The organism is Nocardioides sp. Z35_8 (genome assembly GCF_059621125.1).
In genome coordinates this window covers 124,113-150,218 of the sequence record NZ_JCAQIE010000001.1, presented here as the reverse complement: position 1 = coordinate 150,218, position 26,106 = coordinate 124,113, and the positions used below count along the sequence as shown (strand labels likewise).

The window sequence follows — 26,106 nt, the reverse complement described above, 5'->3', positions numbered from 1 at the left end:
GATCTGACCGTGGGGCGCCGCGTCGCGGGCCATGAAGGGTGGAGAGATGGCCAGCACTGCTGGGAATCGCACGTGGGGTCTCGGGCGAGCGTGGACGTGGAAGGTGGCAGTGCTCGCGCTGGTCGCGGCACTGAATGCGATGGTGGGACCGGCCCTGCTGGGTGGTCCGTCGGCGGCCAGTGCCGCGGACCCCTGCGGCCCGTCGGGCAACAAGATCGCCTGTGAGAACGCCAAGACGGGCACCGACGCCGAGGTCTGGGACATCGACGGGGCCGGCTCGGACTCCATCCAGGGCTTCTCGACCGACATCTCGGTCAACGTCGGCCAGAGGATCGACTTCAAGATCAAGACGCCGGCGACGTCCTACTCCATCGGGATCTACCGGATCGGCTACTACCAGGGCTACGGCGCTCGCTACATCACCTCGGTCAGCCCCAGCGCGTCCCTTCCCCAGGACCAGCCCAACTGCATCAAGGACGGCACCACCGAGCTGTACGACTGCGGCAACTGGGCGGTGTCGGCGTCGTGGAACGTGCCGTCGACGGCCGTGTCCGGCGTCTACGTCGCCCTGCTCAAGCGCTCCAACGGCGACCGCAGCCACATCACGTTCATCGTGCGAGACGACGCCAGCACCTCCGACGTCGTGTTCCAGACCTCCGACCCGACGTGGCAGGCCTACAACACCTACGGCGGCTCGGACTTCTACCAGGGCGGCGCCAACGGTCGCGCGTACCAGCTCTCCTACAACCGCCCGATGATGACGCGCGGCGACAACGGCGGGCGCGACTTCTTCTTCTCCAACGAGTACCCGATGGTGCGCTTCCTGGAGCAGAACGGCTACGACGTCAGCTACATCGCCGGTGTCGACACCGACCGCAGGGGCCACCTGCTCACCAACCACGAGGTCTTCCTGTCCGTGGGTCACGACGAGTACTGGAGCGGCGCCCAGCGCGCCAACGTGGAAGCGGCGCGTGCGGCCGGTGTCCACCTGCAGTTCCTCAGCGGCAACGAGGTCTACTGGCGCACCCGCTACGCGCCGTCCGCCGACGTCAGCCACACGCCCTACCGCACCCTCGTCTCCTACAAGGAGACCTGGGCCAACGCCAAGATCGATCCGTCCCCCCAGTCCACCGGCACCTGGCGCGACCCCCGGCTCGCGCCGAGCAGCCAGGGCGGTGGACGGCCGGAGAACGCGCTCACCGGCACGGCGTACCTCTCGAACTTCAGCGAGCTCCCGATCACGGTGAGCTCGGAGGAGGGCAAGCTGCGCATGTGGCGCAACACGTCCCTGGCGACACTGCCGGCCGGTACCAGGGCCGCACTGTCCGACGCGACCATCGGCTACGAGTCCAACGAGGACCTCGACAACGGGCACCGGCCCGCGGGACTGATCCGGATGTCGACCACGGTCGGCGACGTGCCCCAGATCCTCCAGGACTTCGGCAACACCACGGCGCCCGGGAAGACCGAGCACCACATCACGCTCTACAAGGCGCCCAGCGGCGCGCTCGTGTTCAGCGCCGGCACGATCCAATGGTCGTGGGGGCTCGACGACACCCACGACCGGGTCGGGGGACCGCAGGACGCCCGGATGAGGCAGTTCCAGGTCAACCTGTTCGCCGACATGGGCGTCCAGCCCTCGACCCTGGCCCCCGGGCTGGTGCCCGCCACCAGGAGCACCGACACCACGGCACCCACGGTGGCGATCACCGCTCCGGCCACCACCGTCCAGCAGCACAACGGCGCGTCGGTGACCATCACCGGCACCGCCGGCGACGTCGGGGGCCGGGTCGCAGGCGTGGAGGTGTCCCTCGACGCCGGGGAGACCTGGCACGCCGCCACGGGCACGACGTCCTGGTCCTACACGACCCTGCAACGCGGGGTCGGCGCGGTCAGCGTGCGGGCGCGGGCGATGGACGACAGCGCCAACATCGGCGCCGCCGTCACCCGCTCCTACACCGCCAAGTGCCCGTGCAGCGTCTTCGGTCAGTCCATGCCCGACACGCCCGCGGTCGACGACGCCTCGTCGGCCGAGGTCGGCCTGCGCTTCGTCGCCGGGGGCGACGGCTTCATCACGGGCGTGCGCTTCTACAAGGGTGCCGGCAACACCGGGACACACGTCGGGTCCCTGTGGGGCGCCACGGGTGAGCGGCTCGCCTCGGTCACCTTCACCGGTGAGACGGCGTCAGGCTGGCAGCAGGCGAGCTTCTCCGCGCCGGTGGCAGTCGCGGCCGGCCAGACCTACGTCGTCTCCTACACGGTGCCCAACGGGCACTACGCGGTCCAGGCCGACGCCTTCGCGGCCGCGCCGCTCGACACCGGGGCCCTGCTCGTCGAGGGCGGCTTCGGCGCGGCGTCGGCGGGCGTGTTCGGCCCCGCCGGCTCCTTCCCCAACCAGTCCTACCGAGGCAGCAACTACTACGTGGACGTGCTCTTCAACACCGAGGACGCGTCGCCCCTGATGGCGACCAACCAGCTCCCGGTGGCCGGCGCGTCGAGCGTGCCCACCACGTCGACGGTGACGGCACGCTTCACGAAGCCGTTGACCGCGGGCAGCGCCGGCCTGGTGCTGAAGGACTCCAACAACGCCACCGTCGCGGGTGCCACGACCTACGACGCCTCGACCCGCACGGTGACCTTCACGCCGAGCCAGCCGCTGGCCGGCTTCGTGAGCTACACCGCCACCGTCTCCGGCGCCGACACCCAGGGCAGCCTGGTGACGGCCGGCAGGACCTGGTCGTTCCGCACCGCCAGGCCCGCGGCCGCGGTGGGGGTCTGCCCGTGCACGCTCTTCGACGAGACCGAGGTGCCGACGGTGCTCCAGGCCACCGACGGGTCGCCGCTCACGGTGGGCACGCGTTTCACCACCACGCAGAACGGCGTGATCACCGGCGTCCGCTTCTACAAGTCGCAGGCCAACACCGGCAGTCACGTCGGCACGCTGTGGAGCTCAGCCGGGGCGGTGCTCGCGTCGGGCACCTTCGCCGGTGAGTCGACGGTCGGCTGGCAGGAGCTGACGTTCACGCAGCCCGTGCCGGTCGCGCAGTCGACCGAGTACGTCGTGTCCTACCACTCGCCGACCGGCCTGTTCTCCCACACGACCAACGGCTTCCTCGCCGAGAACCACTCCCGCGGACCGCTTGCGGTCACCGGCACGTCGGGTTCCTACGCCTACGGCACCGGCTTCCCGGGGTCGAGCTCGTCGAACAACTACTACGTGGATCCCGTCTTCGCCTATCCCGAGCCGTCGATCTCGGTCACGTCGCAGGACCCGGCCGACGGAGCGACGGGGGTCAGCCGCGGGAGCGTCGTCTCGGTCCGGACGTCCGCGGCGGTCGCCAACGGCTACACCTTCGTGCTGAGCCAGTCGGGCAGCACGATCGCCGGCACGACCACGTCCAACGCCGACCGCACCAAGCTGACGTTCACACCGACCCAGCCGCTGCCGAAGGATGTGCTCGTCACGGCGTCCCTCACCGGCGTGGTGTCCGACGAGGGCGCGACGCTCCCGGCTCAGCAGTGGACCTTCCGCACGTCCGGTGACGACGACGTGGCCCGCCCCCAGAGCCTCTTCGGGGACCTCGTGCCCCAGGTGCAGGCCGCGGACGACAGCTCGACGGTCGAGGTCGGCACCCGGTTCGTCCCGGCCGCGGACGGCAAGGTGACCGCCATCCGGTTCTTCAAGGGAGCAGGCAACGGCGGCACGCACACCGGCTCGATCTGGAGCGCCACCGGCACGCGGCTCGCGACGGTGACGTTCACCAACGAGACGGCGACCGGGTGGCAGACGGCCACGCTGGCGACGCCCCTCAACGTGACCGAGGGCCAGGAGTACGTCGTCTCCTACCTCGCGCCGCAGGGTCGCTACTCCATGTCGCCGCAGTTCTTCGCCACCGCGTGGGTCGAGGGTGACGTCACTGCGCCGGCGGCCAACAACGGTCGCTACGTCTACGGCGGCGGCTACCCGGCCTACAGCTACAACGCCACCAACTACTTCGTGGACGTGGTCTACCGGCGGGGCGTCCCGACGATCACCACGACCGGCCGATCGCCGTCCTCCGGGGCGACCGAGGTCGCCACCTCGGTGTCGCCGAGCATGACGTTCTCGGCCCAGGTGTCGCCTGGCTGGTCCTTCACGGTCAAGGACGGCGCGACGACCGTGCCGGGCACCGCCACGCTGTCGGGCGACGGCAGGTCGCTGACGTTCGTGCCCAGCGGGGGACTACCGCCGGGCAGGACCTTGACCGCGACGGTCTCCGGGGTGGTCTCGACCCGTGGTGCGGTCCTGGCCGACCAGACGTGGTCGTTCACGACGAAGGCGTCGGCCACCGCGGTGGCCAGCCTGATCGGCCCCGCGACGCCCGCCACCCTGTCGTCGGGCGAGTCGAGCGACATCGAGCTGGGCATGGCGTTCACGACCAGCAAGGCCGGGACGGCCACGGCGATCAGGTTCTACAAGGGACCCGGCAACACCGGGACCCACACCGGGTCGATCTGGAACGCCGCGGGCACTCGCCTCGCGACGGTGACGTTCACCAACGAGACCGCCAGCGGCTGGCAGACCGCCGCCCTGGCGACGCCGCTGGCGCTGACGCCGGGAGAGACCTACGTCGTCTCCTACTACGCACCCAACGGCAACTTCTCCTACACCGGAGCCTTCTTCGCCAGTGCCGTCACCTCCGGGCCGCTGACCGCGGCGACGACCCAGAACGGGCGCTACGTGTACGGATGGGGAGGTGGGTTCCCGGTGTCGTCGTGGAACGCCACCAACTACTTCGTCGACCTGGAGTTCGAGTACGCGGTGCCGTAGGGCGAGACCGCGCGGACGGCCCGGGTGCGGGCCGGGCATGCAGGGGACCAGGGGGACCGGCGGCTTTGGCCGACGCAGGGGGAAGACGTGACGTGAGTGGGGACACTGTGAGCAGGACTCGGGGACGGCAGGTCCTCGACGGGCGCGCTCCGGAGTCGGGGCGCGGCCTCGAGGCGCGCGTGCGGTCGGGCGCGGCGTGGGGAGTCGTCAACAACCTGACGATCCGCTTCGCCAACATCGCAGTGATGGTGGTCGTGGTCCGCCTCGTCTCACCTGAGCAGTTCGGGGTGTTCGCCGCGGCGCTGACGGTGTCGGTGGTCGTGAGCGGCTTCGCCGACTGGGGAGTCGCGGCCTACCTCGTGCGCGGCGACGTCGACCCCGACGAGGTGGGTCCGACCGTCACCGCGATCGCCATCCTCAGCGGTGTCGTCCTGGCGGTCCTGGTCAGCCTCTCCGCGCCGCGGCTGGCGGACATGTTCGGGGCGCCCACCGCGGTCGAGGAGATCCGGGTGATGTCCCTCGTCCTCGTCGTCGGCGGCGTGATCGCCGTGCCCACGGCCCTGCTCGCGCGCGAGTTCCAGCAGGGCCGGCTCTTCGCCGCGACCGTCGCGGGCTTCGTCCCCTCGAGCATCCTGCTCGTCGTCCTTGCCACGCAGGGTGCCGGCGCGATGGCGTTCGCCTGGTCGCGGGTCGCGGCCATCGTCTTCCAGGGGGCCTTCATCCTGGTCGCGGTGGCCCGGGTCTACCGACCGCGGATCACCTCGCGCCACCTGCGCCACGTCTTCGCCTTCGGGCTCCCGCTCGCGGGTGCCAACCTGGTCAACTACGCCCTCGTCAACGCCGACTACGCCTTGGTCGGACACCAGTTCGGCGCTGCCTTCCTCGGCGTCTACATGCTCGCGTTCAACGTGTCCTCCTGGGCGACCGCCGTCCTCAGCGGTGCGATCAACGGCGTCGCGATGCCCGGCTTCTCGCGGGTGTGGGGCGACCGCCAGCAGCTCTCCTCCGCGCTCGGCCGCTCCACCCGGGCGGTCTGCCTGGTCGCCTTCGTCATCGCCGCGATGACCTACGTGCTCGCCGAGCCGCTCATCCGGGTGCTCTACGGCGCGACGTGGGACGAAGCGGCGCCGGTGCTGGAGATCCTCGCGGTCTACGGCGGCTGCTTCGCCCTCGTCTCCCTGCTCTCCAACCTGCTCGTCGGTGCCGGGCGCACGTCGCGGGCGCTGGTGATCCAGGTGGCCTGGCTCGTTGCCCTGTTCCCCGCGATGGCGATCGGGGCGCGGATGGACGGGCTCCATGGCGTCGCCTGGGCCCACGTGGCCGTCGTGCTCCTCGTCGTGCTGCCCGCCTACGGGCTCGCGGTGTCGCCGCTCGTCGACGGGCTGGCCGGCATCCTGGGCCGCGCGATCGTCCTGCCGCTGGCCTGCGCAGGACTGGCGGCGGTCGCCGCCGCCCTCGCCATGCGCACGGTCGAGAGCCCCCACGGGCAGCTGCTGGTCGGTGCCGCGGCCGGCGGCGCGGTCTACACCGCGGTCGCGGGCCGTGCGCTCCTCGACCTCGCCCGGTCCGGACGCGGCGGAGGGGGCGCGTGAACGCCGGACCTCGAGCCACCACGGTGCCCGTGGCGAAGCCGCGTCTGCTCTTCTTCCGCTGGGTCCGCCCGGGGCTGGCGCCGTTCGTCCACGACCAGCTCGCCGAGCAGATCCGCGGCCTCTCGTTGCACTTCGACGTGACCCTGGTCGACCAGGACGGCGACTTCGACGCCCTGTGCGACCAGCACCGGCCCGACCTCGTCCTCTTCGAGTCCGGCGTCTACGTCGGACCGCGCCGGCTGACCCGCCTCGACACCCACGCAGACGTTCCGCGGATCGGCTTCCTCAACTCGGACGCGTTCGACCCGGTGCGGGGAGTGTTCCTCGCCGACATGGCCGACTGGGGCGTGGAGACCTACTTCACCGTCTCGGTGGCGATGGGCGCCTACACCCCCGAGATCGCCGATCGGCTCTTCTACTGGCCCAACTGGGTCGACCCGCAGGTCCACCGCGACCACGGCCTGCCCAAGGTCGTGCCGGTGCTGCTCACCGGGAGCCAGGCGCGGCACTACCCGTGGCGCAACCGCGTCAACAAGGTGCTCGCCCAGCACTACCCCGTCCTCTCCACGCCGCACTTCGGGTGGACCGACTCGGCCGGCACGCGGTCGATGCCGGTGGGCGAGGCGTACTCGCGCCTGATCAACTCCGCCTCGTTCGCCCCGAGCTGCGGCAACTTCACGCAGGACTTCGTGCGCAAGCACCTCGAGATCCCTGCCTCGGCCACCTGCCTGATCGCCCAGGACACCCCCGCCATGCACGCGGCGGGCTACGTCGACATGGTCAACTGCGTCCTGGCCGACGAGGACGACGTGCTCGACAAGGTGCACCACCTCGTCACCCACCCCGACGAGCTGGCCGCGGTGACGGTCGCCGGGCGGCGTCTCGTCCTCGAGCGGCACACCGCCGACCAGCGTCGGCAGCTTCGCGACTGGTACGACCTGGCCACGAGCACCGGCTCGACCGCCGCGCTGGTCCAGGACCACCCCTTCGCGCCGGTGCGGTCGGCCTCCTCGAACCCCTCGACGGGCATGTCCACGGCTCCGGGGTCGACGGCCGAGGACCGCGTCTACCTGCGCCAGGGCTGGGCTGCGGTCGAGCGGAGGCGCTACCAGGAGGCCGAGCGCGCGTTCACCGGCGCCGCCAGCTTCCAGTACGTCCCCGAGGCGGTCGTCGGCACGGCCACGGCCCAGCTGCTCGACGGCCGGGCCGCCGATGCGCTGTCATCGGTCACGCAGCTGCTCGAGCGGGTCGACGGGCTCTACGAGCCCACCAGCCCCGACCCGGTCCAGTGGGCGGTGCTCATCTGGGCCCGCCTGTGCCTCGGCGACCTCGCGGGCGCTCGGGTGGCGGCGGCGGAGCACCCGGGCCTGGGCCACACCGAGCTCGACCGGACCCGCGCCGTCGTCGCGGACCTCACCGGCATGGCGGTGCCCCCCGCGCCCATCGGTCGTCCGTCTCCCAACCCGCTGCCTCCGCTCTCGTGGACGCACTGGCTCGACCGCCTCGCCACGATGCTCCGGGCGAACGACCAGGCCGAGGCCGCGGCCGAGGTCGCCGCCCTCGCGAGGGACCTGGAGCCGCGACGGGGCGCGACACCCCAGCGGACGGTGGGCGTCGCCCCGCTCGCCCCGGCCCCCGTGCGCCGACCGTCGACCGCCGTGCCGGCGTCGGTGGCCGGCACGGTCGGGGCCGCGGTGCGTCGCGCCGCCACGGGCCTGCGAGGCGTCGCGGCGCAGGCGACCGAGCGGGTGCGCGAGAGCGCCCGACGTCGGGTCGGGCACGACTGGCTGGAGTCGCTGACCGATGTGGTGGAGCGCGAGGCGCTCGACACGGTGCTCGTCTTCGGCGCCTCCCGCCTGAGCCTGCGGGAACGGTCCATGCGGCTGGCAGCGGCGCGCAACCCCCGCCTGCCGCGGGTCGCCGACGTGGCCGCCAGCCGGGACGAGCCGACCGGCACCGGCCCCGACGCTGCCGACCAGCGGACCCTCGTGCACGTGGGCCGGCACGCGGTGATCACCCCGGCCGTGGGCGACGCTGCCCACCGGGCGCGCATCGTGATCCTCGAGGACGCGTTGCGCAGCCCCGTCACCCGCCTGGCCGAGCAGCTCACGTGGAGCGGTCGGTTCGAGCTCATCGCTGCGTCCCGCGACCGTGGCGGCTACTACATCTTCCGCCACCAGTTGGGGGTCAGCGACCGAAAGCCGCGATCCGCCAGTCCCGGTAGCGGCTGGACCAGTCATGCGCGGACCTGAAGGCGGCGAGCTCCTCCGCGGAGGGGCGAGGCATCTCACACGCGGTGAGCACCGCCGGGGCCAGCGGCGTGCCCTCCTCGACCAGGAGGCACCGATCGGAGACGCCACGCATCGGCTCGAGGTCGGTGGCGACGACCCGCGCTCCGGAGGCCAGGTACTCGTAGAGCTTCAGTGGGCTCATGGCCTCCGACATCGGCGTACGCCGGTGGGGGATGAGGCAGACCGTGGCCCGCGCCATCAGCTCGAGGACGACCGGGCGCGGCTCAGGCGGCATCACGTGCACGTTGGGCACCTCGGCGAGACGGGCGAAGCGCGGCGGGTCCTGGAGCGGGCCGACCAGCACGACCTGCCAGTCGGGGAGGTCGAGGGCCAGGCGGCGCACGGCCTCGACGTCGACCCGCTCCTGCAGCGCTCCGACATACAGGGCGACGGGTCCGTCCAGCTCCTCGAACCAGCCAGGAACGGCAGCGCCCCCCGGCTCGTGGTCCATGCCGTTGATGCCGTTGGGCACGACGCTGCCACGGGGCGACCCGACTCGGTCCACGATGGCGCGCGTGACGCCGATGACGTTGACCTCCCGCTCGGCCATCAGCTCGTAGCCGTGGGCGACGAGGTCGGTCAGGTGCGCGTGGTTCGGGTAGGTCAGCCAGTCGTCCCAGCCGTAGTAGACGACGTCGCTCCAGTGCCGGTCGTCCGCGACCGCCGCGAGCAGCGGGTGGCAGCTCACCAGCACGGGACGCTCCTGCCCCAGGCGCCGGCTCGCCGCGGCGAGCCAGTGGTCGAGACGACGGTAGGTCGCGAGCGACGACTCGACGGACGGGGAGTCCTGACGCCGCCACCTCCGAGGCTGGACCAGATGGCGTCTGGGTCGGTCGGGGAGGAGCTCCGCCGCCTGCCCGCGGCCACGAAGCCGCTCGAGATGGCTACGCAGCGGGTTGGCCACGACGACGCTGTCCAGCGAGGTGTCGTCGAGGAGATGCACCGCGAGGCGGTCCGGGGACCAGGCGAACTGCCGGGTCAGGCCGTCCGCCCACGTGTGGTAGGCGAGCGCAAGGGTCACCTCAGTGGGGTGAGCACGTTGCGGTGGGGTCACGGTGTTGGCTCGCGATCGCTAGCTGCGGACCTGGCCCTCCGCAGGATAGTGGCGGCATCTGCCGAGTCGGGGCGAATGCGCCGACCCGAGGGCCACTCGTCGTTAGCATCGAATTGTTCACGCCCCGAGGAGAGCGGCTCGTATGGACTTCATTGACGGTCTGATGGTGTTGCGGCGTCGATGGTGGATCGTCCTCATCGGGCTCGGGCTGGTCGCGGCGGGTGTGATGGTGGTCCGCTCGCTGGTCCCGGTCCAGCACCAGGCCTCCGGGTTGATGCTCTTCCTCCTCCCGCCTGACGCGCCGGGGGACAACACGAGGGTCAACCCCTACCTGAACCTGCCGGCGGGCCTGACGACGACCGCCTCGCTGATCGGCTCGGAAGCGGTCTCCGACGATGTCGCCGCGTCGCTCGCAGCCGAGGGATACGACGCCGTCTACTCCGTGGCGCTCGTCCCCGACACCGGACCCCTGCTCACGATCACCTCGACCGACACCGACTCCGCCGTCGCCGTGGCGACCCGTGACGCGGTGATGAGCTGGATCGACAAGAGGCTGGTCGACATCCAGGTCAGTGTGGACGCACCGCGTTCGCAGCTGATGAGGACCAACAAGACCAGCGTCACGACGACCGCAGAGGTGCTGTCGGGGAGCCGGCTCCGTGCGATGGCGGGAGCCGCCGCTGGCGGCTTGGTCCTCCTTCTGGTGGCCGTGTTCGTGATCGATCGTCTCCTGACCCGGCGACAGCGTCGCGCGGCGCGTGCCGAGCACGAGCCCGGCTCCGGGCCGAGCGGTCCCGACGATGATCCGATCCGGACGGCCGCGGTGGTGGACGAGGACGGTGCCGACGACGCGGTGCAGCACCATCCGGTCGACGACCCGGCACCCGAGGCGGTGGAGCACCCACCTGCCACCATTCCCGATCCTGCCGACGCCACCGGCACCGCTCACCCGCCGTCGCGGCCCGGGAGGTCGGGGCGTGGCAAGAAGCAGACGCGGCCGAGGGGCGGACGGTGACGCGTGGCGACCCGACCGCACCTGCTCGTCGGCACGGATCCCGTCGTTGCTGATGTGACGGGGGCTCGCCGCACGCTCCCGGCAGTCCACTTCCTGTGCGCGTACGTCGTGCTCCTGCTGGGGCTGCCGTCCGTGCTGATCTTCGCCCCCCTGGGATCGCCCGGGACTCCGGCGAACATCTGGGGTCTGGGCATCCTGTTGTGGTGGGTGCTGGCGACCCTGGGGGGACAGAATCACGTCAGCGGACTCACCTGGTACCGGGTGGTCGTCGGTGCGTTCGCCGGCACCGTGCTGATGAGCTACGCCTCTGCCATGGCCCATGGGTGGTACTCGCCGGGCCACCTTCGCCGGGGCATCAGCGACTGGACGCTCATGGTCCCCTCGGTCACCGAGCTCGCGGACGTCCAGGTGAGCGCTGCCGACCGCGGGCTGGTCGCGGTGTTCGCCTGGGTGGGGATCACGCTCCTCGCCGCAGAGGGCCTGAGGACCTGGCAGGAGCTCGAGCGGGTGATCACCTGGCTCGCGGCGCTGGGCGCCTTCATGGCCGTGCTGGGTCTGGTCCAGTACCTCACGGGTTTCAGCATCACCTCGCTCTACGTCATCCCCGGGCTCAGTGCGAACTCCGAGTTCGGCAGCGTGGCCTCCCGGTCGGTGGTCAACCGGGTGTCCGCGACGGCCGCGCACCCGATCGAGTTCGGGGTGATCATGGCCGCCCTGCTGCCGCTGTCGCTGCACCGCACCGTGTACGAGTGGGGCAATCGTTGGGCCCTGACGCCGACCATCCTGATCGCGGTGAGCGCGGGACTGTCGGTGTCCCGATCGGCGGTCGTGTCCACGATCGTGGCGCTCGTCGTGATCCTGGTCGGCTGGCCCAACAAGTGGAGGATCCGCGCACTGGTGCTGCTCCCGTTCGCGATCGTGGCCATGCGTGGGGCCTTCCCAGGACTGCTGGGCACCATCTACGCCCTCTTCGCCAACCTCGGCAACGACCCGAGCATCTCTGGACGGACCACCGACTACGACGCGGTGTCCCTCCTCTGGAGCCAGGGCCCGGTTCTCGGTCGCGGCTTCTTCACGTTCGTGCCGCAGTTCTACAGGATCCTCGACAACATGTACCTGCTCCTGCTCCTCGAGCTGGGGATCGTGGGACTCCTCTGCACGATCGTGCTCTTCGTGACCGGCTTCCTCTCGGCTCGCGCGGCGCGCTCGCGCGCGCCCGACGAACGCTCGCGACACCTCGGGCTGTGCCTGTCGGCGTCCCTGCTGGGCCTGTTCGTCGCCCTCGGCACCTTCGATGCCCTCGTCTTCTCCATGACGGCAGGCGCCCTGTTCCTGCTGCTCGGCCTGTCGGCCGCCGCGTGGCGGCTCAGCCGCCAGCAACGGACGGCTGCCCATGACGGCCGGTGACCCGATCGATGACGAGGTCGTCGTCGTCGTCGTCACCTACAACAGCGCGAGCCTGGTGGCCGACCTCCTGGCGTCGTTGCCGACGGGCATGGGCGACGTGCCCTGGCGTCTGGCCGTGGCCGACAACGACTCCCACGACGGCTCACTGGAGGTCGTGCGCGAGCTGGCGCCCGCCGCGGTGCTCGTGCCCGTGGGGCGCAACGCCGGCTACGCCGCCGGGATCAACGCGGCCGTGGCCGCCACCGGGGTCGGTCGCGCCGTCCTCGTGCTCAACCCCGACGTACGCCTCATGCCGGGGTGCGTGCCGGCCCTGCTGGAAGCGCTGGCGCTGCCCGGCACGGGCGTCGCGGTGCCGCGGCTCCTCGACGGGCAGGGGGGCCTGGTCCCGTCCATGCGCCGGGAGCCGACCATCGCACGGGCGCTGACCGACGCGCTGCTGGGGGCCACCCGGGCCGGTGGCCTGGGTGCCCTCGGGGAGGTGGTGACCGACCCGTCGGCCTACGACCGTCCCGCGACGACCGAGTGGGCCGAGGGCTCGACCCAGCTGATCAGTGCCGAGTGCTGGGCGGCGTGTGGCGAGTGGGACGAAGGCTTCTTCCTCTACTCCGAGGAGACCGACTACCACCTGCGGGCTCGAGACCGCGGTTATCTCACCCGGTACGTCCCCTCGGCGACGGCGGTCCACCTCGGCGGTGACTCCACGACGTCACCACGACTGTGGTCGATGCTCGTGGCCAACCGGCTCCGGCTCTTCGCGCGTCGCAACGGCCCTGTCCGCACAGCCGCCTACTGGCTGGTGCTGCTCGCCCGGGAGACCAGCCGGGGCGTCCTCGGCAAGCAGACGTCGCGCGCGGCGGTCCGCGCCTTGCTGTCGCCGCCGACCCTGCGGGCCGCCCGAGGACCCGAGTGGGGCGCGTGACCGCGTCGATCAGCGCAGTCGTTTGGCGAGGCCGACGGCCTCGAGCCTGACCCGCTGGCCGAAGGGCTGGGGCGTGAGGATCTCCCGGCGGACCGAGTGGGGTGTGTCGTGCGAGCGGACGCTGAACCGGGGCTGGAGCCAGGCGCTGTCCGTGGACCACCGGCGGTCGCTCGACGCGACGGACGCGTAGCCGAGCCTCCGCAGGTGACCGAGCGTGCGGCGGTCGTAGCGTCCGAGCGGGAGCGCGGCCCGGTCGACCTGCTGCCCGGCGGCCTCGGTGAGGATCGCCCGTGCCTCGACGAGCTCACGGCGCACCCCGGCCGGCAGGAGGCCGCGCCACGGGCGGTGGTCCATGCCGTGCGAGCCGATGGTCATGCCGGCGCGCGACAGCTCGCGGACGTCGCCGCGCGCCAGGCTGCCCGGCCGGTCGAGGCGGGCGGCCAGGACGTAGAAGGTGGCGGTGAGGCCGCGCTCCACGAGCGCGGGCAGGCCGATCTCCAGGTCCGACGCGTTGCCGTCGTCGAAGCTGAGCCGCACCCGAGGGTCGCCGGCGACCTCGTCGAGCACGCGCTGGTAGGTGTCGGCGGTGATCCAGTAGGGCTCCTCGCCGTCCTCGAGGTCGCGCGCCGGGCGACCGATCCCGTGGAAGCAGAGGTGGACGACCCGGGCAGCCGATCCTCGGCGCATGACGCTTCCCCCCTCACCCACCGCGAGCAGGTGCCCGCGCACCTCCAGTCGAGCGTGGCGCCGGGATCGCGGAGGGACTTCCCGGTCCTACATCCCATGAGTTGGGTATGCGCGTCCGCTACGGCGCATCCGCGGTCCGGACGGATCTAGCGTGATCGCCATCGGTCCCGATCGGGGCTCGGTGTGGGGAAGCGCCGCGGGTGGGATCAGCACGCGGGCGCTCGAGCTCGAGGAGGCCAGCGTGGGGGTGCACGTCGAGCCAATCACGTCTCGTGACCTTCCCGACGTCGGCCGGTTCCTACACCAGCACCTCAACGCCCGCGTCGCGCCCCAGCAGTGGGTCGAGGCGCTCGCGGTGCCGTGGCTGGTGGACCAGCCCAACCATGGCTACCACCTCCGCCAGGACGGACAGGTCGTCGGCGCCTACCTCGCCTACTACTCCGACCGGGTCGTCGGCGGCTCGGTCGAACGGTTCTGCAACCTCGGAGCATGGTGTGTCCTCGAGGGTCACCGGCACCGCGGCACGCGCCTCCTGACCCGGCTGCTCGCGCAGGAGGGCTACCACTTCACCGACTTCTCGCCGAGTGGCAACGTCGTGCCGCTCAACCGCAAGCTGCACTTCGCCGACCTCGACACCACGACCGACCTGGTCCCCAACCTGCCGGCCACGCCCCGGAACGGGGTCCGCGTCTCGAGCGACGCCCAGGATCTCCTCGAGACGCTGACGCCCGCGGAGCTCGACCGCTACCGCGACCACGTGCGCGCAGCCGCTGCCAAGCACCTCCTCGTCAGCACGCCCCGCGAGCACTGTCACGTGGTCTTCCGCCACGACCGGCGCAAGAACGTGCGCGCGTTCGGGACGATCCTCCATGTCAGCAACCCGGACCTGTTCCGCACGGCCGCCGGCCAGGTCGCCGGCCACCTGCTCACCAGGCACCGGATCCCGATGACCCTGGTGGAGCATCGGGTCGCCGGCGGCAGCGTGCGCCGCGGGCGGCAGCTGGCCCGGCCCCGTCCCAAGATGTTCCGCAGCCCGACCCTGGCGCCGGAGCACATCGACTACCTCTACAGCGAGCTGACATGCCTCGCGTGGTGAGGGACGGGATCGGTGCAGTGACTGCCCAGCCCGCCACCGCTCTCCCCGCCCCGGCGGCGGCCGCGGCACCCTCGAAGGAGCCGGCTCCCGCCGTGCGGCCGAGCGCCCGGGTCTCGCAAGGACCGGACCTGCTGGTGGGAGGAGTGCCCGTACGCCGCCTCGCCGACCGCATCGGCAGCACACCGTTCTTCGCCTACGACCGGGCCATGCTGACGGACCGCATCGCCGCACTCCGGGCCGCTCTCCCCGCCGACCTCGAGATCAGCTACGCCGTCAAGGCGAACCCCATGCCTGCCCTGGTGCAGCACCTCAGCCGAATCGTCGACTCCCTCGACGTCGCCTCAGGTGCCGAGATGCGGCTCGCCCTCGACACGCCGGCCGCGCCGGAGACGGTCAGCTTCGCCGGGCCGGGCAAGTCCGTCGAGGAGCTGTCCCAGGCGGTTGCCGCAGGGGTCGTCATCGAGATCGAGTCGCGGCTCGAAGCCGAGCGGATCACCGCCGTCGCCGCGCGGATGGGGATCCGGCCGGTCGTGGCCATCCGGGTCAACCCCGACTTCGAGGTGAAGGGCTCCGGGATGCGGATGGGTGGCGGCCCCCAGCAGTTCGGGGTGGACGCCGAGGACGTACCGAGCCTGGTCCGCGAGCTCGAGGTCCGGGACCTCGACCTGCGCGGCTTCCACGTCTTCGCCGGGTCGCAGAACCTCCATGCGGACATCCTCATGAAGGCGCAGCGCGAGACGGTCGACCTGGTCATGCGGATGGCCGAGGCCATGTCGGCGACGCCGACCTACTTCAACCTGGGCGGCGGCTTCGGCATCCCGTACTACGGCAAGGAGCAGCCGCTCGACCTCGGTGCGATGGGCGACAACCTCCAGCAGCTGATGCGCGACCGGCTGCGACCGGCCTTCCCGGACGCCCGCGTCCTGCTCGAGCTCGGCCGATACATCGTCGGCGAGGCCGGGGTCTACGTGACCCGCGTCGTCGACCGGAAGGTCTCCCGCGGCACCACGTTCCTGGTGGTGGACGGCGGCATGCACCACCAGCTGGCGGCGTCCGGCAACTTCGGCCAGGTGATCCGGCGCAACTACCCGATCGCAGTGGGGACGCGGATGGACCAGGCCGCTTCGGAGACCGTCCAGGTGGTCGGGTGCCTCTGCACGCCGCTGGACCTGCTCGGCGACAAGGTCGACCTGCCGGTGAGCGAGGTCGGCGACCTGGTCGTCCTCTTCCAGGCCGGGGCCTACGGGCTCACCGCAAGCCCTACCCAGTTCCTCAGCCACGCCGCACCGCTGGAGGTGCTGGTGTGAACCCTCGAAAGGTGACGAGATGACCGACATGATGCTCACCCGGACGGCCGACGTGCTGGCCGGCATGCTCGCCGAGCTGCTCGGCGGCAGCCCCTCCGACTACCCGCCCGACACCGAGCTGTTCGGCTCGTTGCCGCAGCTCGACTCGCTCGCCCTGGTCGAGCTGATCACCGCGATCGAGGACCGATTCGAGTTCGAGCTCGACGAGGAGGACATCACCGCCGAGGTGTTCGGCACGGTCGACTCGCTCGCGCGGCACATCGACACCTGCACCTCCTGAGGCATGGTCGAGCTGCACGGCCTCGTGCGAGCCGCCGCGGCGGGCGCCGCACCGCCGACGGTGTCGGACCGCAGGAAGGTGCGCCCGCTGTCCGAGGTCCTCGAGGGCGCCGAGCACCTGGCGGCGCGCATCCGGTCCCTGTCGGTCCGCGAACGCCCGGTCGTGGTCGCGCGGCTGCCGGCATCGGTCGACGCGGTGGAGGTGCTCCTCGCCGCCGTTGCCGGCGACCTCACCTTCTGCTTCGTCGACCCCTCCGCGGCCCCGGAGCGGGTCTCGGCCATCGAGGCGGCTCTCGACCCGGACGTGGTGGTCGACTCGGAGGGGCTCACCGGTCGCACTCCGACCAGCGACGGCCCCGCTTCGGGAGGCTACGTCGCGACCTCCTCCGGCTCCACTGGCGGAGCTCCCAAGGGCGTGCTCTCCACGTGGTCGTGTCTTGCCGAGTTCGCGCCCCACGGCGCGGCCGCACTCCGGCTCGGGCCGGGCGACCGGCTCGCCGAGCCCTCGCATCCCGCCTATGACCTGTCGATGACCAACTGGCTCCTGGCCCTGGCCAGCGGTGCCTCTCTCGTCGTGTCGAGCGCGCTGGGTGACCGGATGCGTCCGCTGGCGTTCCTCACCCGGGCACGTGCCACCCACGTCCGCGTGGCGCCGCGCTTCATCGACCTGGCCCGAGCGGAGCGGGTCGGCTCGGCGAACCCCGTCTCGCTCCGGGTGTGGGGGTCGGGTGGCGACCGTCTCTCGCACGGCCAGGCCGAGCACGTCTTCGGCTTCGGTGTGCCCACGCTGGTCAACACCTACGGGACCAGCGAGACGGCCGGTTTCGCCAGCGCCGCGGCGTTCGACCGGTCGGATCACCTGACGTCGCGACATGGCTCGGTGTCCATCGGTCGAGGGAGGGTCGGACCGTGGCGGACCGCCATGGTCCAGGAGGGCGACGGCGACGACGTGACGGAGATGCTCGCCGTCCGGTCGCCGCACCTGGGTGAGGGGTATCTGCTGGGCGGTCCCTCGAACGACCTCGGTGGTGATCCCCTCTATCCGCGGTGGGAGACGGGCCGGGTGGTGACGGGCGACCTGGGCTGCACGGCGGGCGACGACCTGGTCTGCCTGGGGCGGTCCGGACGGCTGGTCAAGCGCAGCGGGGTGTTCGTCAACCTCGACGACGTCGACCGGGTGCTGCGCGAGACCACCGGGATGGACGCCATCACCGTCGCGATCCGCACCGGCGAGCTGGTGACCCTGGCGGTGCCGGCAGGAGACGGTGACGTGGACGAGGAACGGGTCGGCGACCTGCTCGCCGCCCACATGTCTCCCGACTCCCGCCCCGACGTGCTGGTGCGCGTCGACGGGATACCGCGGCTGGCCAACGGCAAGACCGACCACGCCGGCGCGCTGCGGCTGGCTGAGGTCGCGGCCGCGGGTTCTTGATGAACTCGCGGAACGATCTGATACCAAATTCTGGCTAAATCACTGATTCCGCCACACTCCTGGGTCTGGTGTGACGTATGTGTTCCGTTTGATGGTGTGCGGCTTTGTCGCGGTCACGGGGTGTGCCTTACTGGCCGGACGGGGATGGTCCACGTTGTCGCACGGAAAGTTGCTTCATGTTCCGACACGAACGTCAGCACGCCCGCACCCGATCTGAGGCCTTGGCGCTCGCAGCTGTCGCTGCACTCGTCGCGGCACTCGTTGCGGCGGTGACCGTCGAGGCCACGCCGTCGCCGGCGGTCCCCGGCACGGAGCCCCGGGCCGTGGCACCCGTCACTCTGTTCGGTGCCAAGGCGCCGACCAAGGTCGCGAAGGACCCGGACGCCAGGTCGGTGGAGCTGGGACTGCGGTTCAAGGTCCTCCGCAAGGGAAAGATCGCCGGCTCGCGTGTCTACAAGATCGCCCAGGGCGCCGGGACGACCCCGAGGCGTGCCTCGCTCTGGAACGCCGACGGCGAGCGACTCGCCACGGCCCGCATCGCTCCCCGTCGCGGCCCCGGCTGGGTGGACGTGGAGTTCCCGCGCAAGGTCGTCGTCAAGCCCGGCACCATCTACACGGTCTCGGTCTTCGCGCCGAAGGGTCGCTACGCCGTGACCAAGGGCGGACTCAAGAAGCAGCGGTCCAACGACTACCTCCGCACGGTGCGCAAGGCAAGCAGCGTCTATCGCTACGGCGCGAAGTCCACGTTCCCGACGCGCAGCCACCGTCACTCCAACTACTGGGTCGACGTCCTGTTCAGCCCGACGACCACCGGGGAGACGACGCCCACGCCCACGCCTTCGCCGACGCCGACTCCCACCAGCACGGGCTGGCCCGACGCCACCAACACGGGCGTGCCGGCGGGCACGGCGCTGACCACCTACACCGGGCCGATGACCATCACCCAGGCCGGCGCGGTGATCGACGCCAAGACCATCGCCGGCAGCCTCACCGTCGCCGCGCCCAACGTCACCGTCTCGCGCTCCTCCATCGTGGGCACCGTGGGCGTCGCCTCCGGGGGCAGCCTCACCATCAAGGACACGATGATCGACGCCGGCAACAAGGAGGGCACCGGTCTCGGCGAGACCGACTTCGTCGCCGAACGCGTGCACATCGTCGGTGGCAACCGATCGATCAACTGCGCTGAGGACTGCACGGTCAAGGACTCCTACGTCCACGGCCAGTTCAAGGACCTCTCGGGCTACTACCACGAGTCCGGGATCCGCATGGGGATGAACTCCCAGATCCTCCACAACACGATCGCCTGCGACGCCCCCGACGTCCCGCCGGAGGCGGGTTGCTCGGCCCCGCTGACGGGCTACGGCGACTTCGGTCCGGTCCAGAACAACCTCATCCAGAACAACCTGTTCAAGGCGACCCCGGCGTGGTTCTGCGCCTACGGCGGCTCCTCGGCCGGCAAGCCCTACTCCGGCCAGGCCCGCAACATCCGGTTCATCGACAACGTGTTCGAGCGCGGCACGACCGGCAAGTGTGGACGCGGTGGTCCAATCACCGACTTCGACCGCAACGCACCCGGCAACGAGTGGACGGGCAACACCTACGACGACGGGGCGGTAGCCCGACCCTGAGCCCGTCCGACCGCCTCCACCTCTGCGTGCTCCTGCCCAGGATTGGGCAGGAGCACGCGGCGATCCAGCCCTAGGCTGGCGGCATGCAGCCCGGGGTCCTCTGCGTGTCGCGCGGTGTTGCCGCCCCCACTGCCGGCGAGGTGCGCGAGGCGCTCGCGGTGGCGCGCATCGGCGAGGCGGACCTCCAGGAGACGGGTGGCCTGCTCGTCGCGACGTGGGGCGGCCTCCGCCTCGACGGCACCGGCTACGCCGCGCTCGCCCGCGTGGCACGACGGCGCGAGCGCCAGCTCACCGACGCCGACGTCGTCCGCCTGCTCGAGGCCGAGGACCTCGCGGGTCTCGCCGAGATCCTGCCCCCCTTCGGTGCCTTCCGCCGGATCTCGGACGACGAGGCGGTGGCCGTCACCGACGCGCTCGGGTTCCGCCACCTCTACCACGCGCAGTGGGACGGCTGCGCAGCGCTGAGCACGTCGGCTCGCGTCCTGGGGTCGCTGGGGGGGCACGGCGTGGACCGGGAAGCGCTCGCCGTCCAGAGCCTGCTCGGTTGGCAGGTCGGTCAGGGCACCTTGTACGCCGGGGTCACCAAGCTCGCCCCCGGCCACCTCGTACGCCTCCGTTCCGGGCGAGTCGAGCTCGAGGACGGCCGGCCGGCCCCGATCGCGCCCCTGGACCTCGACGATGGGGTGGCCGCTGCCACCGACATGCTGCGCACCCACCTCACGGCCTATGTCACCGATCATCCCGACGCGACGCTGCAGCTCACGGGTGGCCAGGACTCCCGGATCCTCCTCAGCGCGGTCCCGCCGGAGCTGCGCCGCGGGCTGCGCGCCATGACGCTGGGCGTGCCGGGCTCGCCCGACGCCGCGATCGCTGGGGAGATCGCCGCCCGCACAGGGCTCCGGCACCAGGTCGAGAAGCTGGAGAGCCTCGACGGCCTGAGCGCCGAGGAGGCCCACGCGTTGGCGGTCGAGGCGAGCCTGAGACTCGAGGAGATGGCCGATCCGCTCGCGCTGGCGGCTCTGACCGTGGTCGAGCAAGGCTTCGACCAGGGGCACCGCATCGCAGGGCTGGGGGGAGAGGTGGCCCGCGGCTTCTACTACCTGGGGCCCTCGCGGAGCACGGCAGTGACGCGTGCGCGGGTGGCCCGCCTGGCCGGGTGGCGGATGTTCGCCAACGAGGGCATCGATCCCGAGGCCCTGGTGTCACCGCTGCGCGAGGCCGCCGAGGACGTGGCCGTCGACCGGATCCACCGACTGATGTCCGCCACCGGCAAGGAATGGCTCGCCGCCACCGACGACTTCTACCTCGAGCAGCGCATGCAGCGCTGGGCTGGGGTCACCGACACCGCGGTGTGCACGGACCGGTCCGTGGCCAACCCGATGCTGGACGACCGATTCATCGCCATCGCCCAGGCCATGTCGCCGGCGAGCAAGCGGCGGTCGGTGTTCCTCGCCCGTCTCCAGATGTCCCTCGACCCCGAGCTCGGCAGGGTGCCTCTCGACGGCCGGCCACCGCCGGAGGCGTTCGCCAGACCCGGGCTCGCCACCACGGCGCGAGCCGCGCGGACGGTGTCCCGCAGGGCTGTCGCCAAGGCGCGACAGCGCCTGTCGAGCACCACCCGGCCGCCCGCCGGCGGCGTGGTGCTGGCCAGGCGCGTGGTGGAGCACTGGCGCCGACATCCCGATCTGCTCGACGCCGCCCGCGAGCACCAGGTGCTCGACGACGCCTGGCTCGACCGGCTGGTCGGCGGCGAGATGGACCCGGCGCCCAGCACCGTGGCGTACGTCCTCAACCTCTCCACGCTGCCGCCTGCCTCCGGCTGCTAACGCACGACGGTGGCCGACCACGCCTGCTCGATGAGCAGGCGCGGAGTCGCGTCCGGGGTCGTGTCGACCGCCCAGGTGTCGGTCACGCCGGGCTCGTCGGTGCGCGGCATCCCGTAGAGGATCGTGTCGTCGTCGAGCCACTCGACCTGGTCGTCGAGCCCGCGCGGCCCCTCGACGAGCAGCGTCCGCTCGCCCGTGGCGAGGTCCTGGACCGCGACCTGCCACACGACCCGGCTGCCCGGGTCGACGTCGACCTTGAACGCCACCCGGGTGCCGTCGGGGGAGATCGAGGGGCACTCGGCGTCGGACGAGACCGAGGTCAGGGTGCGCTCGGCGAGGTCGCCCTCGACCAGCCACGTGCGCCCACCCGTCGCGACGGTCGCGTAGAACGTCTCGTCGTCGGCGAAGGTCACCCCCCACACGTTGCGGTCGACCGGGTTGACCCGGCGGCCGTCGACCACGAGCTGGAAGTCCTCCAGGTTGCCCCACCGCTCGTCGCCGTCGACCGCGTGCACCTCGGTGGCGGTGGAGAAGCCGGTCGACATGTAGGAGTGCCCGGCCACGAAGACGGTGGAGGCCACGAGCGTCCCGTCGGGACTGAGCCGCGTGCGGCTCGGGATGCCGGGCAGGTCCTCGCGCCCGACCTCCCGCCAGTCCGCGTCGAACGTGCGCGCCTCGAAGGACGTCGTGACGCCGGGGTCGGTGACCAGGCAGGACGCGCCGGTGCTGCGCGCCGCGACGCGGTCGCACGAGACGTCGGTGAACGCCCGGGGTCCGTCGGGGTCGTCGAGCGGCACGACCGCCACGACGCCGTACTCGCTGTCGGTGCCGGTGTGGCGGAAGACGATCCGCGGTCCCGTGGTCACCGACGTGATCGGCGCCTGCTCGGCGTCGGGCTCGGCCGCGCGCTCGGCGCGCACCTCTCGCCGCTCGACCACGACATAGCCGGTCGCGGCGACCGCGAGGAGCACCGTCAGGGCGACGAACGCCAGCACGCGCGCGCGGACGCTCACGAGGTGACCGCCGCGCCGTCCAGTCGCGCGACGCGGGTGGCGGCGGCGAGGACGGCCACGGTGAGCAGCGCCGCGACGGTCGCCATGGCGCCTGCGGGGCCGAGCAGCAGCCACAGCACGCCGAAGCCGGCCGAGGCGAGCATCCGGGCCAGGGCCACCACGGTCTGGGCCGCGGCGATGCCGCTGGTGCGGGCCTGCACGGGCACGAGCCGCCCGGCGATCGCGGCGATGACGCCGTCGGTCGCGGCGTAGAACGTGCCCAGCAGGACCAGCGTGCCGACGGTGGCGGCGGCGGTCGAGGTCGGGAGCACGGCGCACAGGTAGGCCCCGACGAGGGCCAGGTGTCCCACGACCAGGGTGCGGGCCCGCCCGACCCGGTCGGCCAGGCGCCCGATCGGCACGGCGAGCAGCAGGTAGGCCACGTTGGTGCCGACGTAGAACAGGGGGAACCAGGTGACGTTGATGCCGCCGTGGTCGAGCAGGGCGAGGTAGATGAACCCGTCGCCCACCGTCAGCAGGCCCAGCACCGCGGCGACCGCGAGCAGCGGACGCAGCCGCGGGTCGGTCAGGTCGCGCCATCGGAAGGGCGGCGGCGTGGGCCCGGTCGGGGCCGCGTCGCGCCGGGCGCGCACGTCGGGGCCGAGCAGCCCCAGCAGCGCCACGCCGGCCAGGGCGAACGCGAGGGAGACCACGAGCACCACCGAGTAGCCGTCGGGCACGAGCACCAGCAGGCCGAACGCGATCAGCGGGCCGAGGGCCGCGCCGATCGTGTCGAGCATCCGGTGCACGCCGAAGGCCCGCGCGAGGTGCTCGGTCGGGGCCGCGGTGCTGATCATCGCGTCGCGCGGAGCGGTGCGGATCCCCTTGCCGATCCGGTCGGCGGTCACGACGGCCGCGATCCCGGCCGCCCCGCTGGCGAAGAGCAGGAACACGCGAGCCACCGCCGAGAGGCCGTAGCCCAGGAACGCCACCCACTTGGGACGGTCGGAGGCATCGGCCAGCCACCCGCCCCCGAGGCGCACGAGCGCGCTGACGCCCTGGTAGAGGCCGTCGATGACCCCGTACGCCACGGGCGTGAGGCCGACGACGACCGTGAGGTAGAGCGGGAGGATCGCCGAGACCGACTCCGACGACACGTCGGTCAGCAGCGAGACGATCCCCAGCGTGACGACGACCCGGCCGACCGGCGGCCGGGTGGTGGCGGTGCCGGTCGTGGTGCCGGTCGTGGTGCCGGTCGTGGTCGCGCCGGCCGCCGGCCGGTCGCGGAGCGAGATGTACACCGGCTCATCCGCGCCCGGCGCGCAGCGAGGCGTGGAGCGAGTACGTCGCCCCCGACCCGCGCGGGGTCACCGTCACGGTCACGATGCTGCCGCCGCGCCGGAAGGCGGCCGCCTGCGAGCCGGCGACGGCCGGCGGCGCGGCCGTCTCGACCAGACCCCGGCGAGCGAGGCGGGTGCGGTAGGCGAGGAGCACCTGGGACGCGGACAGCGCGGTCGACGCGACCAGCCCGACCTGGAGGCGGTCGCCCGAGGGCGAGACGCTGCTGCTCTGCACCGCCGCGGAGCGGGTGGGGCGCAGGGCGGCCGGGAACCGTCGCACCAGGCGTCCCCGCGCGCTCGCCGCCCGCGGGAGGGGCGACGTCACGAGCGGCGCGGGGTCGGCCGGCGGGAGGAGCTCGGCGAGGCCGGTGACCGGAGCCTCGGGCGCCGGCGGCCCCTCGGTCCCGGGGCTCGCGCCGTCGCCGTCGCCATCTCCGGGCGGGTCGGGTGCCTCGTCGCCGGCGTCGCCGGCGACGCTGCTGTCGCTGTCGCCGGTCGTGGCAGCCCCCGAGCCGCCCGGCCCTCCGCCCGACTCCCCGTCTGCGTTCCTGTCTGCCTCCCCGTCCGCCGTGCCAGCGGACGGCGAAGGCGAGCCGGCCGAGCCCGTCGCGGCCGGGGACGAGCCGGGCGCGTCGTCGGGAGACGCCGCATCGGCGCCGCAGCCGCCGAGGACGAGGACGAGGCAGGCTGCGACGCCGAGCCCGGCGTTGCGCGATCGTCTGGTGTTCATGGACTGGCGACCCCCACGGTCGTTGGTGGAACGAAAGGTCGCGTGATCAGTAGGCGCCGCGGTGCCCGAGCACGGCGCTCACGGTGCGGACGAGGATCGAGAGGTCGAGGCGCAGCGACCAGTTCTCGACGTACTTCAGGTCGAGGCGCACCGACTCCGCCCAGGTGAGGTCGGAGCGACCCGACACCTGCCACAGGCCCGTCACTCCCGGCTTGACCACGAGCCGGCGCCGGGGGTCGACGTCGTACTGGGCGACCTCGCACGGCAGCGCCGGACGGGGACCGACCAGCGACATGTCACCCCGCACGACGTTCCACAGCTGGGGCAGCTCGTCGAGGGAGTAGCGGCGCAGCCGGCTGCCCAGCCGGGTGATCCGCGGGTCGTGGGCGATCTTGAACAGGACGCCGTCCTTCTCGTTGTCGTCGGCCAGCCCGGTCCGCACCGACTCGGCGTCGACCCCCATCGAGCGCAGCTTGAGCATCGTGAACGGCACGCCGTCGCGCCCGATGCGCTCCTGGCGGAAGAACGCCGGTCCCGGCGTCTCGCGGCGGATCGCCACGGCCAGGACCGCGATCAGCGGCAGGGCGAGGACGAGGGCGACGAGGGCGAGCGTGCGCTCGACGAGGTCCTTGAGCACCCGGCGCGGGCCGTGCAGCGCCGGCTTGCCGACGTGGAGCACGTCGAGGCCCGCTGTCGACATGACGCGGGTGCGCTGCGGCTCGACGTCGAGGAGGCCCGTGCCCAGGAAGAGCTCGGTGCCGATCTTGCCCAGTGACCAGTGCAGTCGTCGCACCTCGACGGGTGACAGGCGCGCTCCGGGCAGCACCACGAGCGCGTCGGCGCGGTGGTCGTCCGCGGCCGCCGAGGACGACTCGAGGCCGACGTAGACGGGCACGTCGCCCTCGATCGGTGTCGCCGAGGCCCGGGTCAGGCAGGCGGCGACCACCTCGTGGGTGCCGCTCGCCCGCAGCTGCGCCGCGGCCTCACGGACCGCGCGCGGCTTGCCCGCGAGCACGACGCGGGGCCGGGAGCGTCCGGGGCCGACGAACGGGACGGCACTGGCGACGGTGAGTCCCGCGACGAGCACGCCCAGGGACGCGGGGTGGGCGTCGCCGAGCCACGGCGACGCCGCCAGCGCGAGGACGGCGGTGCGACCGCCGGCGCCGAGCACCACGGCGAGCCGCTCGGACCGCGCGTGGCCCAGGGCCTGGTGGCGGTAGCGGCCCGACATCGCGAGCGCGGCCGGCCACACGGCCGCGATGCCCAGGGCGGCGCCCAGCCCGACCCTGCCCAGGGCCGACCAGCCGACCGCGAGGGCCACACCGAGTGCCAGGTCCAGGGCCGGCGCCGGCCACGAGCGATGCCTCGACGCCCGACGGAGGACCGTCTCGACGACTGGCTCCGCGACCGGGGCCGCCAGGGGCGGCACCATGGCGATGCTGCGCGGGCGGGGGACCGGCCTCGCCAGCACGCCTCCGTCCGGTGTGACCACGTCGGACACGACCTGCGTCATGCTCACCATCCCCCTCCGGGACACCGCCCAAGGCACCCCGTTTGCTGACCTTCCCGTGAGCCTAGGAAGGACCGCCGCCGGGGGCATGCCGCAAATGAGCGAAAGCGGTGCGCGCCCGGGAGATACCCATTCGGAGGGATGGGCACCGCGCCGGGGCCGGCCCTACTCTCGAGGAGGTGCACCAGCAC

At 72.3% G+C, this 26,106-nt stretch carries 18 protein-coding genes; 12 read left to right on the top strand and 6 right to left on the bottom strand.

Translation table 11 applies throughout. The features are described from left to right. The first annotated feature begins 46 nt into the window (after positions 1–46). From AC54T2_RS00695 to AC54T2_RS00685, 3 genes are all read left to right on the top strand, one after another. Entirely contained in the window at positions 47–4,810 is a 4,764-nt protein-coding gene (locus AC54T2_RS00695; RefSeq protein ID WP_496665249.1) for a DUF4082 domain-containing protein, read from the top strand. 107 nt (positions 4,811–4,917) lie between these two features. Beyond that, positions 4,918–6,402, top strand: a complete 1,485-nt coding sequence (locus AC54T2_RS00690; RefSeq protein WP_496665248.1) for an oligosaccharide flippase family protein — start codon at positions 4,918–4,920, stop codon at positions 6,400–6,402. Positions 6,403–6,431: 29 nt separating this feature from the next. Beyond that, the gene (locus AC54T2_RS00685) at positions 6,432–8,654 is read left to right on the top strand and encodes a glycosyltransferase family protein (RefSeq protein ID WP_496665247.1); all 2,223 of its coding nucleotides are present in this window, start codon (positions 6,432–6,434) and stop codon (positions 8,652–8,654) included. Here AC54T2_RS00685 and AC54T2_RS00680 read toward each other — a convergent pair. Next, positions 8,590–9,714, bottom strand: a complete 1,125-nt coding sequence (locus AC54T2_RS00680) for a glycosyltransferase (RefSeq protein ID WP_496665246.1) — start codon at positions 9,712–9,714, stop codon at positions 8,590–8,592. The two genes, AC54T2_RS00685 and AC54T2_RS00680, sit on opposite strands and share 65 nt — an antisense overlap. A gap of 175 nt (positions 9,715–9,889) precedes the next feature. On the opposite strand from AC54T2_RS00680, the gene AC54T2_RS00675 reads away from it, so the two are divergent. Genes AC54T2_RS00675 through AC54T2_RS00665 form a run of 3 tightly spaced genes read left to right on the top strand, consistent with a single transcriptional unit; the run spans position 9,890 to position 13,088 of the window. Next, positions 9,890–10,762 (top strand): YveK family protein, encoded by an 873-nt coding sequence (locus AC54T2_RS00675; RefSeq protein WP_496665245.1) that lies wholly within the window; start codon positions 9,890–9,892, stop codon positions 10,760–10,762. A gap of 3 nt (positions 10,763–10,765) precedes the next feature. After that, on the top strand, positions 10,766–12,169 hold the full coding sequence (locus tag AC54T2_RS00670; RefSeq protein WP_496665244.1) for an O-antigen ligase family protein: 1,404 nt from the start codon (positions 10,766–10,768) through the stop codon (positions 12,167–12,169). Beyond that, positions 12,156–13,088, top strand: a complete 933-nt coding sequence (locus AC54T2_RS00665) for a glycosyltransferase family 2 protein (RefSeq protein ID WP_186339047.1) — start codon at positions 12,156–12,158, stop codon at positions 13,086–13,088. Before AC54T2_RS00670 ends, AC54T2_RS00665 begins: the two co-directional genes overlap by 14 nt. 9 nt (positions 13,089–13,097) lie before the next feature. Here the strand turns inward: AC54T2_RS00665 and AC54T2_RS00660 are convergent, their stop codons facing one another. Next, on the bottom strand, positions 13,098–13,775 hold the full coding sequence (locus tag AC54T2_RS00660) for a polysaccharide deacetylase family protein (protein ID WP_496665243.1): 678 nt from the start codon (positions 13,773–13,775) through the stop codon (positions 13,098–13,100). Between the two features lie 151 nt (positions 13,776–13,926). Between AC54T2_RS00660 and AC54T2_RS00655 the strand changes: the two genes are divergently transcribed. The 6 genes from AC54T2_RS00655 (at position 13,927) to AC54T2_RS00630 (ending at position 21,343) form a co-directional block, all read left to right on the top strand. Then, a complete protein-coding gene (locus AC54T2_RS00655; RefSeq protein ID WP_496665242.1) occupies positions 13,927–14,871 on the top strand; it encodes a hypothetical protein in 945 nt (314 codons plus the stop codon). A 17-nt stretch (positions 14,872–14,888) separates the two neighbouring features. Next, entirely contained in the window at positions 14,889–16,178 is a 1,290-nt protein-coding gene (locus tag AC54T2_RS00650) for a pyridoxal-dependent decarboxylase, exosortase A system-associated (protein ID WP_496665241.1), read from the top strand. Between the two features lie 19 nt (positions 16,179–16,197). Continuing rightward, positions 16,198–16,458 carry a phosphopantetheine-binding protein gene (locus AC54T2_RS00645; protein ID WP_489975088.1) on the top strand — a complete coding sequence of 87 codons (261 nt, stop codon included), beginning with the start codon at positions 16,198–16,200 and terminating at the stop codon, positions 16,456–16,458. A 3-nt stretch (positions 16,459–16,461) separates the two neighbouring features. Beyond that, the gene (locus tag AC54T2_RS00640) at positions 16,462–17,889 is read left to right on the top strand and encodes an AMP-binding protein (protein WP_489975087.1); all 1,428 of its coding nucleotides are present in this window, start codon (positions 16,462–16,464) and stop codon (positions 17,887–17,889) included. 323 nt (positions 17,890–18,212) lie between these two features. After that, positions 18,213–19,517 carry a DUF4082 domain-containing protein gene (locus AC54T2_RS00635; protein ID WP_489975086.1) on the top strand — a complete coding sequence of 435 codons (1,305 nt, stop codon included), beginning with the start codon at positions 18,213–18,215 and terminating at the stop codon, positions 19,515–19,517. Between the two features lie 83 nt (positions 19,518–19,600). Further along, positions 19,601–21,343: a hypothetical protein gene (locus AC54T2_RS00630; protein WP_496665240.1), complete on the top strand. Its 1,743-nt coding sequence runs from the start codon at positions 19,601–19,603 to the stop codon at positions 21,341–21,343. Here the strand turns inward: AC54T2_RS00630 and AC54T2_RS00625 are convergent. Genes AC54T2_RS00625 through AC54T2_RS00610 form a run of 4 tightly spaced genes read right to left on the bottom strand, consistent with a single transcriptional unit; the run spans position 21,340 to position 25,918 of the window. Further along, positions 21,340–22,356, bottom strand: coding sequence for a hypothetical protein (locus AC54T2_RS00625; RefSeq protein ID WP_496665239.1), 1,017 nt, complete (start codon positions 22,354–22,356; stop codon positions 21,340–21,342). The genes AC54T2_RS00630 and AC54T2_RS00625 overlap by 4 nt on opposite strands. After that, positions 22,353–23,636, bottom strand: a complete 1,284-nt coding sequence (locus AC54T2_RS00620; RefSeq protein WP_489975083.1) for an MFS transporter — start codon at positions 23,634–23,636, stop codon at positions 22,353–22,355. The genes AC54T2_RS00625 and AC54T2_RS00620 overlap by 4 nt, the downstream gene beginning before the upstream one ends. A 4-nt stretch (positions 23,637–23,640) precedes the next feature. After that, complete coding sequence (locus tag AC54T2_RS00615; protein ID WP_496665238.1) at positions 23,641–24,405, bottom strand: hypothetical protein; 765 nt, start codon at positions 24,403–24,405, stop codon at positions 23,641–23,643. A gap of 46 nt (positions 24,406–24,451) precedes the next feature. Then, positions 24,452–25,918: an exopolysaccharide biosynthesis polyprenyl glycosylphosphotransferase gene (locus tag AC54T2_RS00610; RefSeq protein ID WP_496665237.1), complete on the bottom strand. Its 1,467-nt coding sequence runs from the start codon at positions 25,916–25,918 to the stop codon at positions 24,452–24,454. Positions 25,919–26,106: the final 188 nt, after the last annotated feature.

Coding starts and splice junctions, on each gene's coding strand:
- AC54T2_RS00610 (WP_496665237.1), bottom strand. CDS start 25,918: ATGACGCAGGTCGTGTCCGACGTGGTCACACCGGACGGAGGCGTGCTG.
- AC54T2_RS00665 (WP_186339047.1), top strand. CDS start 12,156: ATGACGGCCGGTGACCCGATCGATGACGAGGTCGTCGTCGTCGTCGTC.
- AC54T2_RS00675 (WP_496665245.1), top strand. CDS start 9,890: ATGGACTTCATTGACGGTCTGATGGTGTTGCGGCGTCGATGGTGGATC.
- AC54T2_RS00615 (WP_496665238.1), bottom strand. CDS start 24,405: ATGAACACCAGACGATCGCGCAACGCCGGGCTCGGCGTCGCAGCCTGC.
- AC54T2_RS00695 (WP_496665249.1), top strand. CDS start 47: ATGGCCAGCACTGCTGGGAATCGCACGTGGGGTCTCGGGCGAGCGTGG.
- AC54T2_RS00645 (WP_489975088.1), top strand. CDS start 16,198: ATGACCGACATGATGCTCACCCGGACGGCCGACGTGCTGGCCGGCATG.
- AC54T2_RS00630 (WP_496665240.1), top strand. CDS start 19,601: ATGCAGCCCGGGGTCCTCTGCGTGTCGCGCGGTGTTGCCGCCCCCACT.
- AC54T2_RS00640 (WP_489975087.1), top strand. CDS start 16,462: ATGGTCGAGCTGCACGGCCTCGTGCGAGCCGCCGCGGCGGGCGCCGCA.
- AC54T2_RS00660 (WP_496665243.1), bottom strand. CDS start 13,775: ATGCGCCGAGGATCGGCTGCCCGGGTCGTCCACCTCTGCTTCCACGGG.